Genomic DNA, 18,372 nt, shown 5'->3' with positions numbered 1-18,372 from the left:
GGAGGGTTTCGGGAGCGTCGGTTTGGTCGGGCGGGAAGCGGACCTCAGCATTGTCCTGCACGCCATCCGGACCACCGGGGGCGCCCTGCTGGTGGCCGACCAGGGCCTGGGCAAAAGCGCGCTCGCCCGCGCCATCATCGCGGAGCTGGGCAGCGAGATGACCCCGCTGCGGGTCTACGCCAGCCCCAGCCTCGCGCGCATACCGTTCGGCGCGCTGGCCCCGTACCTGTCCGCCCTGCAGGTGGAGCGGAAGGACTCCGTGCTGCCGGCCATGCGGTCCGTGCTCGCCTACATCCACCGGCTGTCGCCGGGCAAGGCGCCCGTGCTGATGGTCATCGACGACGTCCACGAACTCGACGAGTCCAGCTCCCTGCTGGCGGCGCAGCTGGTGGCTTCGGGAGCGGTCAGGCTGCTGGCGATGAGCCGGACCATCCAGGCCCCGCCGCCGGAAATCCAGTCGCTCGCCACGGATGGGCTGATCCTGCGTCATACCCTGCAGCCGCTGGACCGGGCGCAGGCCCACGAGCTTTGCCGCCAGGTGCTGCAGGGCGAAATCCTGCCCAGCATCAGCGAAGCACTGGTCCAGTCCTCCGGCGGCAACCCGATGTTCCTGCTGGCGCTGCTGGCCCAGGTCCGCCGGGAGGGCACGCTGGTGGAACGCAACGGTGTGTGGTTGCTGGGCGGGGAGCCGCTGCCTCCGGATCTGCGCCTAACCGATCTGATCAAGGGCCACTTCAGCCGCTGCACCGATGCCGAACGCGAGCTGCTGGAGACGGTCGCCCTGGCGGACCCGGTGCCGCTGCAGGTCCTGCTGCAGACCGGCGCGGGGGACCAGATCGACGCGCTGGTCGAAGCCCGATTGATCACCATTGGCGACGACGCCGAACAGCTGGTCCGCGTGGCGCACCCGATCTACGCGCAGGTGCTGCGGGCCATGGTGCCCGCGGGGCGCAGCCTGAGGATCCGGCGCAGCCTCGCCGCCTATCTGGGCCAACTGGGCTCCCGGCCGTTCCGGGTGGAGACGCTGCTGCGCTCGGTGGACTGGTCGCTCGAGTGCGGCGTGCCGGTGCCGGACCAGCAACTGCTGCAGGCCGCGCAGGTGGCCAACGGACTGTTCCACTCGCGCTTTGCCCTGCGCGCAGCCGGAGCGGTCAGGGATCCGGCGTACCGGCCGGCGGCGCAGGTGGCCCTTGCGCGCGCCCATTTCCATTCCGGCGACTATGAGCGCGCCGGGGAAATGCTGGCCGGCGTGCTGGCCCGGACCGATGATCTGGGCACGGTCAAACAGGCGGCGGTGCTGGCTGCCCAGCTGCATCTGCACCTGCATGGCGAACCGGCCGGACTGTATGACCTGGCCGATCAGTGGGCCCGGGCGGTGGAGCGGATCCAAGGCACGAATCCGAAGCTGCAGGCGAGCCGCGCCGTCGTTATTGCCGAGCAGGGCCACCGGCTGATGCGCGTGCACGCCAAGCTCTCCGAGGGCCGCCTGGCCGAAGCCGAAGCCGAACTGCGTACGTTGCAGGAAGAGTCCGACGGCTTCCCCGAGACCGGGCTGGTCATCAAGACCCTGCTGGGCGACGTGTATGCCGCCACCGGCCGGCTGGTCAGCGGAGCGGCGCTGACCCGCGAGGCGCTGGCGCTGCTGCGGCGGAACGAAGACGAGCTGCTGGGGTACTACGAATACGTCCTGACCACGCACATCATGGCCTGCGTGCGGCTCGCCGAATGGGATGAGGTGCGCGTTGAACTGGAGCGGTACGCCGGCACCGGGCACCGCGGCCTGTTCTACTTCGGCGGCGCCGTCAGCTACGCCTACGCCATGCGGGAGATCCTGCGGGGACGGACGGCCAGCGGGCTGCAGATGCTCAACGCCGCCATCGAGGGACTGCGCCAGTCCGATCTCGAACACCTGCTGCCCATCGCCCTCGCCTCCGGTGCCTACGCCTCCGCCATGGCCGGGCTGACCGCGCTCGCCGGCGAATACCTGGCCGCATACGCCGACGTGCCGTACAAGTCCGTGCCGCAGCTGCAGCTGCTGAGCCAGGGGTACGTGGCCGCCGCCGGCTACCTCATTCAAAACGACGCCGGCGGACTCGGGAAGCTGCGTACGCTCAGCGGCGACGCGAAGAAGCGCGGCCTGGCCAGCACCGAGCTGGACCTGCGGCAGCTGAGCCTGCGCCTGGGCGACCTGACGGAGCTGGACGAACTGGTAAAGGTCGCCGGCCTGACCGAGGGAACGCCCGCCGCGCAACTGACCTCGTTCGCCCGGGCCCTGCGCGACGAAGACATGGACGCGGTGCTCAGGCTCAGCCGGGATCCTTCGGTCGGGCACGCCCTGCGGCTGACCCTGCAGAGCCTCCAGCAGCGGGATCTGCTGCCCGAGCATACCGGTGGAGCCGCTGGGCGGCAGGACTTCCTGCAGCAGGTCAAACGGCAGCTGCAGAAACTCTCCCTGGTGCCGGATGCCACCGGCGGGCTGCAGCCGGGCGGACTCGCGGTCCGCGGGTCGTCCGGGGCCGGACTGATCGGAGCGGGACTGCCCGCGTTCGGTCTGCCTGCTGCTGGGGCAGTTACGGTGCACGCCAGGCTGACCAGGCGCGAGCGGGAAATCGGACGACTGGTGGTGGGCGGACTGGCCAACTCGGACATCGCCCGGCGGCTGAGCCTGTCGGTGCGCACCGTGGAGGGCCACATCTACCGGATGTTCGCCAAGCTGCAGATCAGCAACCGCGAGGACCTGACCGCGGAGCACCTGGACTGACAAACCGAGTAACCAGTCCGGCCTTTCCGGCTGCCAGCAGCGCCCGGCGGCAGCGAGCCGGTACCTGCACGTACCTACCTGAGTAGTCCGCACGCCGTCGGCAAGCTTTCTCCAAGGTTCCTGAGTACAGTCCGGCCGCCTCGGCACGAAGAACCCGTAACCGCTACGCAAGACAGCACATCGGCGCGACTTTAGGCTCGATAGCACGTAGCTTCAGCCGATTGGTCTCATCATGTTCAGCCCTACATCGGCGTGGTCTGACCTACCGCTCGCACCGGATGAGAAGACTTCGCACCGACACGCTCACCTGCCCCCTTCCATGCCGCCGGTTCCCAACCCGGTGGGCAGCCGCAGCAAGCTGGCCGAATCCCTCGCCACATACCTGGCCGCCACCCTCGCCGCGTCCCGGTCCGGCTGCGGCACACTGCTGATCGGCGGCCCCGGCACCGGCAAGTCGTCCCTTGCCCTCGACGTACTCCACCGGCTGCACGGCGAGGTCCACATCGAGTACCTCCGCGGCAGCCCCGCCGTCGAACGTCTTCCCTACGGCGCGCTGAACGTGCTGCTCGCCGAGATCCCCGAAGCGGAATTGGGACACCCGCTGGCCGTGGTGCGCAGTGTGGCCAGTTTCCTGCACCGGCGATCGGGCGGCAAGCCCGTGCTGCTGTTTGTGGACAACGCACACGCGATCGATCCGCTCGCTGCCACGGTCATTACCGCAATGGCCGACGACGGCGACGCCCGCCTTCTGGCGTGTGCGGACGATGCGCGCCGAACACCTGCCGGGCTGCTGCGTTTGTGGAAGGATGGCCGGCTCGTGCGGACGGACCTGACGGACTTCGGCGTGGAAGAAACCGGTGAATGGCTCGGTGCAGCACTTGGTCCGCGACTGACCCTCTTGGCCGTGGAGGCGCTCCATGAAGCCAGCGGCGGCAACCCGCTGCTGCTGCGTGTGCTCACCCGCGAATGGGTTGAATCCGGTCGGCTGGTACATTGCGACGCCGGGTGGATCCTCACCGAGGCGCGGCCTGTGGCAGACGAAGCGCAGGCAGACCCAGCGCCAGCCGCCCCCACTAGCACCAGCCCGGCGCTGGAGTTGCTCACCACTGCCGAGCGTGCGGTGTTCGACGGTCGCTACCTTGACGTCCCCGCAGCGGTGGAGGATCTCCTGCCGTCGAGGGATCCTGCCCTGCGGTTGCGGGCAGGAGCAGTCCTCTGTGAAGCGATGGCCGCCACCGGTCGCGAAACCGATGCCCTGGAATTCGCCGCCGAACTGCTCGGCACGGACCAAGAGGGCAGGCCCCGCCAACCGGGCGGGCTTGCCCTTGGACTTGCCGATCCCACGGATGAACTTGCTCGCTGCGCAAGTGGGATAGCCCGCGGGTTCCGGTTCCTGGCACACCATCGGATGTGGGATGGCTTCGGCCGGTTGTTCGCCGCCGCCACCCCGTCCCGGGCGAACCTCAGCTCCGGCCCGGCTGTGGGACCCGCCCAAACCTGGTTGTGGATCGAAATCGCAGAGGCGGTAGCCAGCGCGGATGAAGGCCTGGCGGACGAAGCGCTCACTCAGCTCCGCCTGGTGCCCGTGCAACTGCAGGCCGCCAACGTAGAGGACGGCCTGGACGCGCTTGCCGCAGCGGCGACCGCTTACGCCCACGCACTCGGCGGCGATACGCAAGGTGCACGCACGCAGCTTGGCCGGCTTCCCGCCGTCGTACTTCATACCGGCCATACCGGTGTGAGCTGGCAGCAGCACCTCTGGATCCGCTACCTGCGCGCCATGGCCTCGGCCACCGTAGGCCATCGTGACCAGGCCATCGCCCGGCTGCTTCAGGGCGCCGCCCAGGCCACCACCCATGGCGCGCTCGCGGACGAGCTGCTGTTCGTCAGCGGCGCGGTCCGGCTCGGCGCCACCGAATCGGCTGACCGGCTCGCCACGATCGCCGGCCAGGTGCAGGGGAACTTTGCCCGGCTGTGCGGGCTCTTCGGCGAAGGCATCGCGCACGGGGACGCGGGCCGGCTTTTCGCCGCGGCGGAACATGCTGTTGCCCAGGGAAACCGGATCTTCGCCCAGGAGGCCGCCCGGGCCGGATTGACCATCGCGGCGCGGCAGCGCGACACCCCGCTGATGCGTTCCGCGCACACTTTCTTTCTTGCCGAACGCCGGCTGCCGGACTTCGCGCCCGGCAGCGGCGGCACTCACGATGCCCTCAGTGGGCGTGAGCGCGAGATCGCTTCGCTGGCAGCAACAGGCGCCAGCAACGCGGTCATCGCGCGACGGCTGCACGTGTCCATCCGCACCGTGGAAGGCCACCTGCAGCAAATTTACCGGAAATTGCAGGTTGGCCCGCCGGCTGTCCCGGCCGCCGCGTTTGCCTAAGTCAGCTGGGCGGTAACACAGCAGAAACACGGTTCATCATGAGTCACTCGATCATCCCCGCACGCGCGGGGGCCTTGGAAGAGGCAGGACACAACGGGGAAGCAGCACCAGGGGAGGCGCTGAACGGGGAAACAGTCTCTGGGGAATCACCACCAATAAGTACGACGGCGGTGCCTCGCCTTCCAGCGTTGGCAGGACTTCCAGCCTTGCCAGGACGCGGGCGCGCCACGGCCGCCGTCACGGCAATCCTGCACAATGCGGCCGTCCGCGGCGCACTCATTGTCGGGGCACCGGGGATCGGCAAGACCGCTCTCCTCGGACACATCGCCCAGGTGTTGAGGCCGGATTTCCGTTTCATCCGGCTTGCCGGCAGCGCGGCGTCGCTGCTCGACGTACCGTTCGCGGCGCTGGGTCCGCTGCTCGGCGACGAGGTTCCACCGGCACCGGACACGCTACCGGTGGAGGTCCTGCGGGCGACGCTGCGGTTCCTCTCCGGCCACGCCGAACCGCCCGTGCTGCTGGTGGACGATGCCCACGAACTCGATCCCGGCAGCGCGGGCATACTGGCCCAGCTGATCGGAAGCGGAGCCGTTCAAGCGCTGCTGGCGGCCCGGCCGGGGAATTCCCTTGATCCGGAGCTGGTGGCCTTGCAGCAGGACGGTCAGCTGGAACGCTGCGAACTGGCCCCGCTGACGGTGCCGGAAGTCCACGACGTCGTCCGGCACGTCCTCGGAGGTCCGGTGCTCCCGGCCGCAATCCGGCTGCTCGACCGGAACTCCGGCGGTCATCCACGGAACCTGCTGGCCTTGCTGGCGGAAAGCCGCCGGCTGAACCGGCTGGTCGAACACAACGGCAATTGGCTGCCCAACGGCCGCTTCCCGGAAACCAGCGAGCTCCTGCAGGACATGCTCCGGGAGGACCTGCAGCGGTTGGCACCCGCGGAGCAGGAAACGGTCTACGCCGTGGCCCTCGCCGGTCCGCTGCGCTTGCGCCTGCTGTCGCGGCTTGCCGGGGGAGGACACTTCGAGCGGCTCCAAGCCGGGCGCTTGCTCGAGTTCGACTTCGAAGAGACGGACCAGGGTAGGGACCCGGACTCGGACTCGGACTCGGACCAGGATAAGGACCACACCCAGAATCACCACCAGGCCCACCGCCAGGACCGGGCAGCCGCGGCGGAAGCGTTGGCCCACTTCGGTCCGTTGGTCCGGCTCGGGCCGGCCTACCCCGCAGCGGCGGTGCGCAGTATCGCGCCCGCCGGCACCCGTCGAGAACTGTACGGCCGGTTCACCCAGATCCTCGTCGACGAACCGGAGCTAACTCCCGACAGCGTGGGGCCGTCCAGATGGGCCCTAGACGCGCAGCTTCCGCTGAGCGAGAAGACACTGCTGGCCACCGCGCAGCAGGCCAACCGGGGTCACGACCTCGCGCTGGCGCTGCGGGCTGCGACGGTGATCGAGTCGCCGCGGTTGGCACCCGCGGCGGAAGTAGAGATCGTCCGGATCTACCTGCGCCAGGGTTATGCCGGCCGCGCGCTGGCCCGGTTGTCCGAGGTCCTGGCCAATTCCACCTACCCTGCAGTGCTCCGCGACGCGGTCCTGCTGGGCCAGGAAGTAGTGGTGCGGACCGGTGCCGGGGCGGAGCAGTTGAGCCAGCTGCTCCGGAACTGGGACATCGCGCTGACGCGCCGGATCCTGAAGCCGGAGGACCGCCGGTTCGACAGGCTGCTGCACCACCATGCGATGCAGCTGGAAGGCCGGTTTGCCGAAAGCATCCCGGGGCTGTGGCGGCTGGCTGCCGAGGCAGACGCTGCTCAGCAGTACGAGGATCGCCAGGACCCGGCAACCGAAGACGTAGTCCTGGTGGCCAAGACGCTCCTGGCCGAGGCGGCTCTGGCCACCGGCGACCGGCAGACCAGCACGGACATCGCCAGCGCGGTGCTCCGCCAGATGGAACACGAACCGGACACTGGGAACGTTTTGCAGGAAGGCCTGGCCCTGCGCCTCATCCGCTGCCTGGTCCAGGCCGGACATCTCACCGGCGCAGCCGGCCACCTGGAACGTTACGAAACCGACAGGCCGGAATCACTGGTGGTCTTCGGTGGAACCACCGAGTTCCTGCACGGCTGGGTGGAACTCAAACAAGGGCGCGTCCGGGCCAGCCTGGACCGGTTGCTGCTGGCGGTGGACTCGCTGCGGATGCATGATCCGCACCAGCTGCTCGGTTACTCGCTGGGTCTGGCCGCGGATGCAGCCGCCATGCTCAACGAGCGCGAGATTGTGTTATCGTGCACCAACGCTTTCAACGAGCACCTGCCCCACCGAATGGGCAGCATCCACGACAGAGGCGACGTCCACGAGGCCATGCCCCTCACGGCCCAGGCCCGGATTGCCGCCGCTGGCGCTGCCACGCACGGCATGACCGCTGCGGTTCAGGAGCTGACCGGGCTGGCGGCACGTCTGGCCGAACTCGGCCGGGTGACCGAGGAAACCGAAGTCCACATTCTGTTGCTGCGGCTCGGAGAACTGGACGGGCTGGCGCGGCTGCGGGACATCACCGCAGCACCGGCCGGCAGGGAAAACGGGTTGCTCCATGCCTTCGCCCAGGCACTGCTGGATAAGAATGCGGACCGCATCCTCGTCCTCGCCCGGGACGCGGCCGATGCCGGCTACCCGCTGCTCGCCGCAGAAGCCGCCGCCTACGGCGCCCGATACCTGGCACGCGAGGGCCAACGCGACGGCCAACGCGAGGGCCGCCGGGACGGGCAGCGGGCCAGGCAGCGGAAGGCCGTGCGGCTGGTCCAGCAGCTGCGGCTGCAGCTGCCCGACGTTGTGACCTCCCAGCTGAACGATTCGTTCGCCACCCGGGAGCTCACCTACCGCGAGCGGGACGTCGCCACGCTCGTGGCGCAGGGTATGCGCAGCCGGGACATCGCGGCACGGCTGGGCGTCTCCGTGCGGACGGTGGAAGGCCATATCTACCGGATCTACGACAAACTGCACGTGCGCACCCGAGGTGAGCTTGCCGCCGTCGTACTTAGTGGCACGCAACCGGTGGAGCCCGCCGCGCTCGCCCCACGTGATGCCCTGCCCGCGATGCAAGTAGGAGGCGGGTAAAACGCGTAGGAAGCACTCGTGCCGTGGCCGCCGCAGCTTCCTAGGCTGAAGAAATGGGGCAGGCAACGCCACGGCCAACCCGCTCCTGATCCGGACCGCGGCGGGAAAGCCCCCGCAGCCGCCGCGGTCCGGGCCATGGCGGGACCGGCGGTGAACGAAGTCTTCTGAGACCGAGACTTTTGCCCCTCACTGCCGGCCCCGTCTTCATAAGAAAGCGTCAGGTCGCCGGGGAACAAAGGGGAACAACGTAGGGGAAACGCGGGGAGCATCACCGGGAAAAGCTGTTTGGGGCAGCATCCGCTCAATCATTCGTGTCAGTCCATTCACAGATCAGACAGGGGATCAGATCATGACTCTGCAAGACCCGAGGCTTCGTCCGCCGGATTCGCTGAGCGCGGCACCGCGCGTTGCCGGCAGGACCTTCAACGCCCTGCCGGACATGTACATCACGCCCGTCAGGAAGACCGATTTCGAGTTCGACGTCGCCATTGTCGGCCTGGGTTATGTGGGCCTGCCTACCTCGCTGGCGTTCCATGAAGCCGGTTACCGCGTGCTCGGCCTGGACGTCAGCGAGCGCCGGTTGCAAACCATCCGGCACCAACGGGCCGATCTGCTCGCCGGGGACCGTGAACGGCTCTCTCGGGCCTTGGACGATTCCGGCTACGAACTGACCTCCGACCCCGTCCAGCTGAAGCGGGCTGCCGCCGTCGTTATTGCGGTGCCGACCCCCGTGGACAGCTACTTGGTGCCGGACCTGGGCATCCTGCGCCAGGCCTGCGCCACGGTGGTGACCAGCGCCGTTCCGGGCCAGCTGCTGATCCTGACCTCCACCACCTACGTGGGCAGCACCAAGGACATGCTCGCCGATCCGCTGGCCGCCCGCGGGCTGCTGCCGGGCACCGATGTCCATGTGGCGTTCAGCCCGGAGCGCATCAATCCCGGTGTCGACACGTTCAGCCAGGAGGAAGTGCCACGGGTGGTCGGCGGCGTAACGGCGGCCTGCGGGGAACGCGCCGCCGAGCTGTTGGGCAAATACGTGCCGAATGTGCATGTGGTGCCGACGGCGGAGGCCGCGGAAATGACCAAGCTGGTGGAGAACACCTTCCGGGCGGTCAACATCGCACTGGCCAACGAGTTCGCCGACATCTGCACGGCGCTAGGCATCCAGGTCATGGATGTCATCGACGCCGCGGACACCAAGCCGTTCGGATTCATGCGCTTCACCCCGGGGCCGGGCGTGGGCGGGCACTGCATCCCGTGCGATCCGCACTACCTGCTGTGGCAGCTGCGCCGTAACCGGTTGACCGCCCCGGTGATCGAACAGGCCATGCACGGCATCGCCGCCCGTCCGCACCAGGTGGTGGATCGGACCAGGAAGATCCTTTCCGACAGGGACCATGGCCTGGCCGGGGCACGCATCCTGGTGGCCGGCGTGGCCTACAAGCCGGATGTGGAGGACCTGCGTGAATCGCCCGCGCTGGAGATCCTGGCCGGCCTCGCGGCGGAGGGAGCCATTGTGGGCTACGTGGATCCGCTGATCGGCGAGCTCAACCACGAGGGGCTGGAACTGCGTTCAGTCGCCGACCCGAAGAAGTTCGGCGCGCACGTGGTCATCATGCATACAGCACACAGCAACTTCGAACTCGGCTGGCTGGCCGATGTGCCGACCGTCCTGGATACCACTTACCGGCTGCCGCTGACGGCGAACACCGTCCGGCTGTAGCACTAGCTCTAGCACCGCTGAAACAAGTTCACTGCACATTTCACTGCACATTGGGGATCGGAAATGAAAACAGCCATTACCGGAGGCGCCGGGTTTATCGGCAGCCACCTGACCGAATATCTGCTCGCCTCGGGGGACGAGGTGGCCGTGCTGGATGATCTGTCCACCGGTTCGCTGGAGAACCTGGCCAACGTAAGGCGTCACCCGCGCTTCCGGTTCGTCGAAGGCAGCATCCTCGACCGGGCTGCGGTTGACAGCGTGGTCGCCGGCGCAGACCGGGTGTTCCACCTGGCCGCGGCGGTGGGCGTCAAGCTCATAGTCGAAGAACCGCTGCGGAGCCTGCGCACCAACATCCATGGCACCGAGATAGTGCTGGATGCAACGCTCGACGCCGGTGCCATCCTGCTGCTGGCGTCCACCAGCGAGGTGTACGGCAAGAACGCGTCGGACTCGCTGCCGGAGGACTCCGACCGCATCCTCGGCTCACCGCTGAAGTCCCGCTGGACCTACGCGGCAGCGAAGGGCATCGACGAAGCCTTCGCACACGCCTACTGGAAGGAGTTCGGCCTGCGCGTGGCCATCGTGCGGTTGTTCAACACGGTGGGACCGCGGCAGACCGGCCGTTACGGCATGGTGGTGCCGAACCTCGTGGGGCAGGCCCAGCGGGACGAGCCGTTGACCGTCTTCGGCGACGGAACCCAGTCCCGTTGCTTCTCCTACGTGGCGGACGTCGTGCCAGCCCTGGTCAGGATCGCCGAGCATCCCGCGGCTTATGGCCAGGCGTTCAACCTTGGTGGCACGTACGAAGTCTCCATCCTCGCCCTGGCCGAACGGATCATCGACCAGTTGGAGAGCGCCAGCGACATCAGGCTGGTCCCGTATGACAAGGCCTACGCGCCGGGCTACGAGGACATGCGCCGGCGGGTACCGGACAATTCGAAGGCGCGCGAGCTGGTGGGCTTCAACCCGAAAACCACCATCGCGGAGATCATTTCCAACGTGGCCATGTCCTGGCAGACCGTCATGAGGGCCCCGGCCCGGGCCGCGGCAACAACGCACGACGCCGTAACTACCGCAGGCATCACCACCACCGAACCCGCCGCACTCGCTGCCCGTTAGCCCCTGGCCGGGCCGCCACTGCAACACCGCGGCGGCTCCGGCGACGGTCCCACAGCCCGAAGGGCAGAGCCGTGGGACCACTGGAGGAAAGGACTTACATCATGGGTCTCAAACGCCGCTCTGTGCCTGCGGTGCCGGCCGCAGACACCCGCGGTTCAAGACGCTCGCTGCAGTGGCTGGCGGCACTGGTGCTGCTGGCGCTTCCGGCTGCCTTCCTGGTCTTCGGCGACCAGTGGCTGGACACGTCCGGCCCCGCCGCCGACGCAGAACCTGCCGAGGTACAGGTTTCCCCGCCCCAGCAGGATCCCGCCGCCGCCATCGACGTGCCGGACTACATGCCGGCCGATCCGATGGTGGCCGCACCAGGACAAACGGTGGTTTCCCTGACGTTCGACGACGGCTTCCGCGGCCAAGCGCGCGCGGCGGAGATCCTGGCGGACGCCGGCCTGCAGGGGACCTTCTACCTCAATTCCGGCAACCTCGGTTCACCCCGCTACCTGACACTGCAGCAGGCGAAGGAAATTGCCCTGGCCGACCACGAAATCGGTGGCCACACCCTGTCCCATCAGGACATCCAGGACCTTGGATTCCAGGAAGCGGCACGGGAGATCTGCCAGGACCGGGCCAACCTGAATGGCTGGGGCTTCGATGTCACCAACTTCGCCTTTCCCTTCGCCTCCAGTACTCCTGAACTCGAATCCCTGGTGAGCGAGTGCGGCTACAACAGCGCCCGCGGGCTCGGGGACACTGCCGGCGAAGGCTGCGAGGACTGTCCGGAAACCGAGTCGCTTCGTCCGGCCGACCCCTACCTGCTGAAGGCCCCGGAACAGGTCGAAGCCGACTGGACCCTGCAGGACCTGCAGGACACGGTCACCCGAGCCGAGGACAGCGGCGGCTGGGTCATCCTGACATTCCACGGCATGTGTCCCTTCGAGTGCACCGACATCGACGTGGAAGAAGATCTCTTCACCGAGTTCGTCGACTGGCTGGCCCAGCGAAGCACCCCTGATGACCAAGCAACAGCCAACGACGTCGGGAACGTCCCCGACGCACCGGCTCCGGATTCCGTCAGCGTCGCCTCCACAGGAAGCAGCACCGTGGTCCGGACCGTCCAGCAAGTCATCGGCGGACCCAACCGGGAACCGGCGGAAGTGCCCGCACCCGAGCCGCCTGCGGCAGGGGAGAACGCCCTGGTCAACGGCAACCTGAACCAGTCACAGCGGGATGCAGCACCGTTCTGCTGGGTGGAAGGCGGTTACGGCAACAACCGCGCCGAATTCAGCCGGAGCCGCGGACCGGACGGCTCGAACGCCGCCGAACTCGTGGTGACGGACTACGTCGACGGGGACGCCAAGCTGATCACCCGGCAGGACCTCGGCGAGTGCGCCCCGGCTGTCGCTCCCGGCCACAGATACTCCCTGCGCGCCGACTACAAAACGGAAACCAACGCACAATTCAGCGTCTACTACCGGGACGGGCAAGGCGCCTGGCATTACTGGACGGCCAGCCCGTACCTTGACCCGGTCGAAGAGTTCGTCCACGCCGAATGGACTACGCCACCGGTTCCGGCTCACGCCACTGCCCTGACGTTCGGTATCGGACTCATCGGCAACGGCACTCTGGTCACCGACAACTACGCACTTTACGACGCGAATGGAGCGCCACCGGCGCAACCATCACCGGCCCAACCATCGGCGGTCCAGCCGTCGCCGGAGCAGGCACCGTGAAGAAGTGGGCCACAACCACGGTGGCGATCATGACGGCACTCATTGCAGCCGGAGCACTTCTGGCATCGTGCGTGCCTCCCGGCCCTACCGGTACCGATTCCGACCTTGAGCCGAACAACCAAAAATACCCCTGGCACACGGACATCATTGCCACCACTTTCTGGGTCGGCGAGGTCTTCGACCCGGACGCCCCCGATGGCAGCCAGCTCCAGTCCGCTTACGACAGTTTCTGGCTGGAGAACTACGGAGGCTGCGACGGCGTCGTCGTCGATAATGTCTGCACTACCGAACGGCGTACCCAGACCAACGGGTACTACCCCACACAGATGGTGCCCAAGCAGAACCCGTTCTACCTCGATCTGCCTTTCGACGACATCAATAATTCGCTCGCCTTCGCCATGCGCGGGAGCGTCATCCCGTGGGCACAGGAACCGGCTTACGCCGGCAAGGAAACGGACAAGTCTTTCAGCTACATGAAGAACCGCTGGGTCCGGATCAAGAAAGGGGACCGGGTTTGTTACGGCCAGATCCAGGATGCCGGACCCGGGAAGTACGACGACGCCACTTACGTTTTCGGCAAAGGAGACCATCGGCCCGCAAACACCGAATTCAACGGCGCAGGCATGGACGTCTCACCCGCGCTGAACGGCTGCCTGGGATTCAGCTCGCTCAACGGCGCGCACGACAAGGTGGACTGGCAGTTCGTCGACGACGAGGACGTTCCCAACGGCCCTTGGCTCAAGCGGATCACTACGCTCCAGGTCCAGCAGGGACAAAGGAGCAGCTAGCACCTGTCTATTGCAGCACAACCCGCACCGGCAGGGCTGGAAACGAGATGAGGGGGAGAGATGGAACCGTGGACAATACTGCTGATCTGCCTGCTGGTACTGGGCATCAGCACACCATTCTGGAGCAGTATCGGACTGCTGCGGCTGGTGGGGGAGTGGCAGAACAGGACCAAACCACGGCAGTTGGCCGTCAAGGTTGATCCTGCGGTCCGGCCGGCAGAAGTTGCGGTGCTGATCGCCGCCCACAACGAAGAACTCGTCATCAAGGACACCATCGCTACCGCCGCCGCCCTGGTGCCGGCACGGAACATCCACGTGATCTCCGATGGGTCAAGCGACGCGACGGCGCAGATCGCCGGACACGCGGGGGTGAACGTTCTGGAGCTGAACCCGAACCGGGGCAAGGCGGGAGCTTTGGCTGCGGGCATGGAGTACTACGATCTAGCCAACAACTACAAAGCCGTGCTTCTGCTCGACGCCGACACGCGCCTGGCCCCGGACTACCTGGCAACGGGCCTGCCACTCTTCAACGATCCGGAGGTAGTGGCCGTTGCCGGTCGGGCACGGTCCCTGCCCGACCGAGGGAAGCAAGATCCGGTCGGCAGGATCCTCCTGGCCTACCGGGAACGGCTCTACACCATCGTCCAACTGCTGCTGAAGTACGGCCAAGCGGCCAGGCCCGCGAACGTGGTCGCCATTGTGCCCGGCTTCGCCAGCATGTACCGGACCAGCGTCCTGGCCGATATCGACGTCGATGCCCCCGGACTGCTGATCGAGGACTTCAACATGACGTTCGAGATCCACGCGAAGAAGCTCGGCCGCATCGATTTCCACCCCTCCGCGGCAATCGCCTACACCCAGGACCCGGACAACTTCCATGACTACGTCCGCCAAATCCGGCGCTGGAGCCTCGGCTTCTGGCAGACCGTACGCCGCCACGGCCTGCACCTCGGCCGTTTTTGGGCCGCCCTGCTGCTGCACATCGTGGAACTGATCACCGCCAGCGTCGTTCTGGTCCTGGTCATTCCGGCGCTGCTGGCAGGTGCCCTGCTGGACGTGGTGATCCTGCGGCCACAGGATGTCCTGCTGGGCATTCTCCTGCCGGACTACCTGCTGACCGTGATCACCGCCTGCGTGCTGCGGCGGCCCGGCCTGCTTCTGCTTGGACTGGTCTTCCCGCTGGTGCGCCTGGTCGATGCCACGGTTTGCCTGGTTACCGCCGTCCAGGCCTGGACCCGGAAAACCAGCGGCGTGTGGGTCAGTCCTGCGCGCCGCCTGCAGCCGAGTTAGAACCGCCATGTGCGGACCAGACCGCCGCCTCGGCCAGGAGCGGGAGGATATGGTCGGTCAACAGCGGAGCCAGGTCGTTGCGTGCCTTCGCTTCATCGGGGTGCAGCCAAAGAACTTCTTCGATCTCGGCTGCCGCCAGCGGGGGCTGGGTTGTCTCGCAGCTGAAGATGCCGGCGTCGATAAAGGTGTCCGGTTCATTGGCCGCAGCCCCATACCAGCGGCCCATGTCGGTCAGTTCCCTTTCGGCCACCCGGATGCCCAGCTCCTCGTGGAGTTCCCGGACGGCCGCCGCCGCGAAGCTCTCGCCCGGCTCCAGCTTGCCGCCCGGCTGCATGAATTTGGCAGTGCCGCGCTTGCGGACCAGCAACAGCCGGCCGGCGGCGTCACGGATAACCAGGGCAGAAAGCGTCAGTACGGTAGGCACCTGCAAATCGTATCGCCGCTGCCTGCCCCTAGGCCGCGGAGCAGGCCATGACAGCCGAACCCCGGGCACCCGCTCCGGGCACACCGGAACCCGTCCCGACAGCGTTGGACGCGTCAATACCGCACACTCCTGCTCTGGAACGTCCGAGTCCCAGCGCTGCTTCCAGCGGCCGCGACCGCTACCTTGACCTGCTTCGCGCGATCGCCCTGGTCCGTATCGTGGCTTTTCACACCTTTTTCCAAGCGGTCTGGCTGAGCGTGGTCTTCCCATCCATGGGCGTGATGTTCGCGCTCGCAGGCTCGCTGATGGCCCGTTCCCTTCAGCGCCCGGCTACTGCCGTCCTGAAGAGCCGCACCCGACGGCTGCTGCTGCCCTTATGGGCCTACAGCCTGACCGTGGTAGCGGTCCTGCTTGTTCAGGGCTGGCGGCCGGAGCAAGGAGACGCCGGTGGCTGGTGGCTCAGGATCCTGCTCTGGTTTGTCCCGATTGGCGACCCGCCGTTCCCCGAAAGTATCGGTTCCGATGCGGGCCTGACCGAGACCTCATGGGGGATGGAGTCGGCCGATATCCTCTGGTACATCCGGGCCTATTTCTGGTTTGTCCTGCTGTCGCCGCTCCTGCTCAAGGCGTTCAGGAAGCTGCCGTGGGTCACCCTGATGGCACCGCTTGGACTCGTCACGGTACTGGGTCTGGAGATCGTCGTGATTCCCGGTGCCGCGGACAGCCCCGCCACTGACTTCGCCACCTACGGAGCCTGCTGGCTCCTTGGCTTTGCCTATCATGACGGGCTCCTTCGCCGCGTGCCGTTCCATATTGTCCTGGTCGCGGCGCTGGCGTTCATGAGCCTAGGGCTGTTCTGGGTTTGGTCGCACCTTGAAGAGTTTGGCTGGGACCTGGGGGCCAACCCGCTGGGGCAGGCCTTATGGTCCTTCGGCGTCTGCGCGTTGCTGCTGCGCATCTCGCCCTCCTGGTCCGTGCTGCCGCGATCTTTGCGGTTCCTGGACAAACTCATCGCGCTGATCAACAACCGCGCCATCACGGTGTACCTATGGCACAACCTCGTACTGATCGCATCGGTCCCACTAATCGACCTGCTCTGGAACTTTCCGGTACTCGAAGAGAACCTGCCGTGGCTCTTGGAGAGCGAACTGCTGCAGTTCATCGTCGTCTGGCCGTTGCTGGGACTGGTTTTCCTCGCCATCGGCTGGATCGAAGATGTGGCAGCCAAGCGCCGGCCGCGGCTATGGCCCACCGCAGCGCAGGGGAAGGGTTCGTCAGGGAAAGCGACAAAGACGCCGTGAACGCGACCAACCCCGCGCAATAGTGGATGAGGATTGGCGACGGGGAACGCGGAAGGTAGTCCAGGCCATGCACATGTCCAGACATAGTCAGGGGAAGCGTCAGGTGCTTGCGGCGGCCTGGCCGGCGGATAGCGCCTCGGGGATTCCCGCATGCCAGTACAGGTTTCGGCGCGCTCTTCGTTCCGGGTCGAGATATGCCGGCGGGATGAACCAGGGGATGCCCTGCCGGACCTCGATTTCCCAGTTCCCGTTGTCCATAAGGGCGTGGTGAAACGAACAAAGCAAGGTCCCGTTAACGACCTCCGTAAGGCCGCCGTCCCACCAGGGCTTGATGTGGTGGGCTTCGGCCCAGACAGCGGGTATGCAGCAGTCCGGAAAGGCACAGCCTTTGTCCCTTGCGACAAGTGCACGGCGCATCGCGCGGTTGAAGAACCGATGCTTCCGGCCGACGTCGAGAATTTCGCCCTGCGAGCCGAGCACCACCGGGATAATGTCTGCGTCGCAGGCGATCCGCCGGGCAGTCTTGGGAGTGACCAGCCCGCCGAACACGGCATGGCCGCTTCCCGCGATTTCGCCGCACAGTTCCTGGTATCCGATAGTGACCATGACTTGGGGACGATGCCCGCCGGTGTCCGGCAGCTCGTCCGTTGCCAGTGCCAGTTTGCAGCCCGCGACGAGCCCGTCAAGCAGCTGCTGCTCTCTGGTGCGCGGATCCTCCCACGCCTGGCCGCTGTCCTGTCCGTTCTCCGGCTCGGCACCGATAGTCGCAGGGTTTTCGGAGGAGGCACCCGATTCCGAAGCTGCGCGGTTTGCGGCAATGCGCGGGTTGGTGGCCACGTTCATGACCGTGGCGATGTACTCATGCTGTTCGTCGGTGGCCGCGATTTCGAGTTTGTGGAGACCGTTTCGCTTGCCCTTGTAGAAGACGCCTTGTCGAGCCTTGAGCAGTTCGGGGGACGGCTCGGCCCCGTCCTGATCAAGTGCTGCTTCCCACGTGGCCACGAGGGTAAACAGCACGTCTACATTGGTTTCCTGGGCCTGGCGGGTGAGGTTCTCCTCCATGGCGATCAGGGCTTCGGGGGCCGCTACCGGGCCGACGCGGTCTACCGCATCCCGGATCATGGTGGCGGCTTTGCCGCTGATGGCTCCCTCAGCCAGCGCTTCGCCGAGATGTTCCAGTTTCGCTGCTCCCAGCTCGCCATTGAGCTGGCGCCGCGGCAGAATGTCCGCCGCAACCCGGAGCCGGCGGCGCGCCTCCGTCCGGCTGATGCCCAGCCGGCCCCGAAGATAGTCGGCTGCGTCTTTGAACTCGGGGCGCGGCTTCGTCCGACCGGTCCCAGTTTCTGTGGCGGACGTTGTGTCCAATGTAGCGGCAACGGGAGCGGACGTGTCCGCAGGTGCGGGAGGTTCCGACCAGCCAAGGCTGCTGCGGGACTCACCAAGTGCAGCAACGTTCTGGTCTTCCACTGCTCGGGCAGCGACCAGTTGCAGAAATTCGATGGCCTTGGCAAGTTCTTCGGTGCAGGCAACATTGTCAGCGAGATCCCGACGGGACATCAACAGGGAATCGTGGACGAACTCATCGGCTATCCGGAGGACTTCGGAGCGCAGGGCGGCGAGGGAGCTGCCCGCTCCGTCCGTTTCCTCCAGCATTCCAATGGCCATACCCCAAGGCTATTAGAACGCCTGTTCGAGGAGGATGGTTCTTCGGGCGTATGTGGACAAGTTCGGACTGTGGAGGGGGAG

At 66.7% G+C, this 18,372-nt stretch carries 11 protein-coding genes; 9 read left to right on the top strand and 2 right to left on the bottom strand.

The window, feature by feature from the left end; all coding sequences use genetic code 11:
• The first annotated feature begins 22 nt into the window (after nt 1-22).
• The 8 genes from B0G38_RS07915 to B0G38_RS07880 all read left to right on the top strand — a co-directional run bounded on the left by B0G38_RS07915 (nt 23) and on the right by B0G38_RS07880 (nt 14,901).
• Nucleotides 23-2,761, top strand: coding sequence for a helix-turn-helix transcriptional regulator (locus tag B0G38_RS07915; protein WP_264668933.1), 2,739 nt, complete (start codon nt 23-25; stop codon nt 2,759-2,761).
• Between the two features lie 319 nt (nt 2,762-3,080).
• Entirely contained in the window at nt 3,081-5,141 is a 2,061-nt protein-coding gene (locus B0G38_RS07910) for a LuxR C-terminal-related transcriptional regulator (protein WP_264668932.1), read from the top strand.
• A gap of 206 nt (nt 5,142-5,347) precedes the next feature.
• The gene (locus B0G38_RS07905) at nt 5,348-8,254 is read left to right on the top strand and encodes a helix-turn-helix transcriptional regulator (protein ID WP_264668931.1); all 2,907 of its coding nucleotides are present in this window, start codon (nt 5,348-5,350) and stop codon (nt 8,252-8,254) included.
• Between the two features lie 349 nt (nt 8,255-8,603).
• The gene (locus B0G38_RS07900) at nt 8,604-9,977 is read left to right on the top strand and encodes a nucleotide sugar dehydrogenase (RefSeq protein WP_264668930.1); all 1,374 of its coding nucleotides are present in this window, start codon (nt 8,604-8,606) and stop codon (nt 9,975-9,977) included.
• Between the two features lie 63 nt (nt 9,978-10,040).
• The gene (locus tag B0G38_RS07895) at nt 10,041-11,096 is read left to right on the top strand and encodes a dTDP-glucose 4,6-dehydratase (protein WP_264668929.1); all 1,056 of its coding nucleotides are present in this window, start codon (nt 10,041-10,043) and stop codon (nt 11,094-11,096) included.
• 101 nt (nt 11,097-11,197) lie between these two features.
• Nucleotides 11,198-12,823, top strand: a complete 1,626-nt coding sequence (locus B0G38_RS07890; RefSeq protein WP_264668928.1) for a polysaccharide deacetylase family protein — start codon at nt 11,198-11,200, stop codon at nt 12,821-12,823.
• Nucleotides 12,820-13,611 (top strand): hypothetical protein, encoded by a 792-nt coding sequence (locus B0G38_RS07885; protein WP_264668927.1) that lies wholly within the window; start codon nt 12,820-12,822, stop codon nt 13,609-13,611. Before B0G38_RS07890 ends, B0G38_RS07885 begins: the two co-directional genes overlap by 4 nt.
• A 60-nt stretch (nt 13,612-13,671) precedes the next feature.
• A complete protein-coding gene (locus B0G38_RS07880; protein WP_264668926.1) occupies nt 13,672-14,901 on the top strand; it encodes a glycosyltransferase family 2 protein in 1,230 nt (409 codons plus the stop codon).
• On the opposite strand, the gene B0G38_RS07875 is transcribed toward B0G38_RS07880, so the two are convergent.
• Nucleotides 14,870-15,325 (bottom strand): NUDIX hydrolase, encoded by a 456-nt coding sequence (locus tag B0G38_RS07875; protein WP_264668925.1) that lies wholly within the window; start codon nt 15,323-15,325, stop codon nt 14,870-14,872. The genes B0G38_RS07880 and B0G38_RS07875 overlap by 32 nt on opposite strands.
• Nucleotides 15,326-15,372: 47 nt before the next feature.
• Here B0G38_RS07875 and B0G38_RS07870 point away from each other — a divergent pair, with 47 nt between their 5' ends.
• Nucleotides 15,373-16,626, top strand: coding sequence for an acyltransferase family protein (locus B0G38_RS07870; RefSeq protein ID WP_264668924.1), 1,254 nt, complete (start codon nt 15,373-15,375; stop codon nt 16,624-16,626).
• Nucleotides 16,627-16,725: 99 nt separating this feature from the next.
• Here B0G38_RS07870 and B0G38_RS07865 read toward each other — a convergent pair whose 3' ends face one another.
• The gene (locus B0G38_RS07865) at nt 16,726-18,291 is read right to left on the bottom strand and encodes an HNH endonuclease signature motif containing protein (protein ID WP_264668923.1); all 1,566 of its coding nucleotides are present in this window, start codon (nt 18,289-18,291) and stop codon (nt 16,726-16,728) included.
• Nucleotides 18,292-18,372 lie beyond the last annotated feature (81 nt).

Origin of the sequence: Crystallibacter permensis (assembly GCF_025960875.1) — a bacterium.
In the GTDB taxonomy this organism is placed as follows: Bacteria; Actinomycetota; Actinomycetes; order Actinomycetales; family Micrococcaceae; genus Crystallibacter; species Crystallibacter permensis.
Note: the sequence above shows the minus strand (reverse complement) of the source record. Positions and strands in the feature narration are given on the sequence as shown.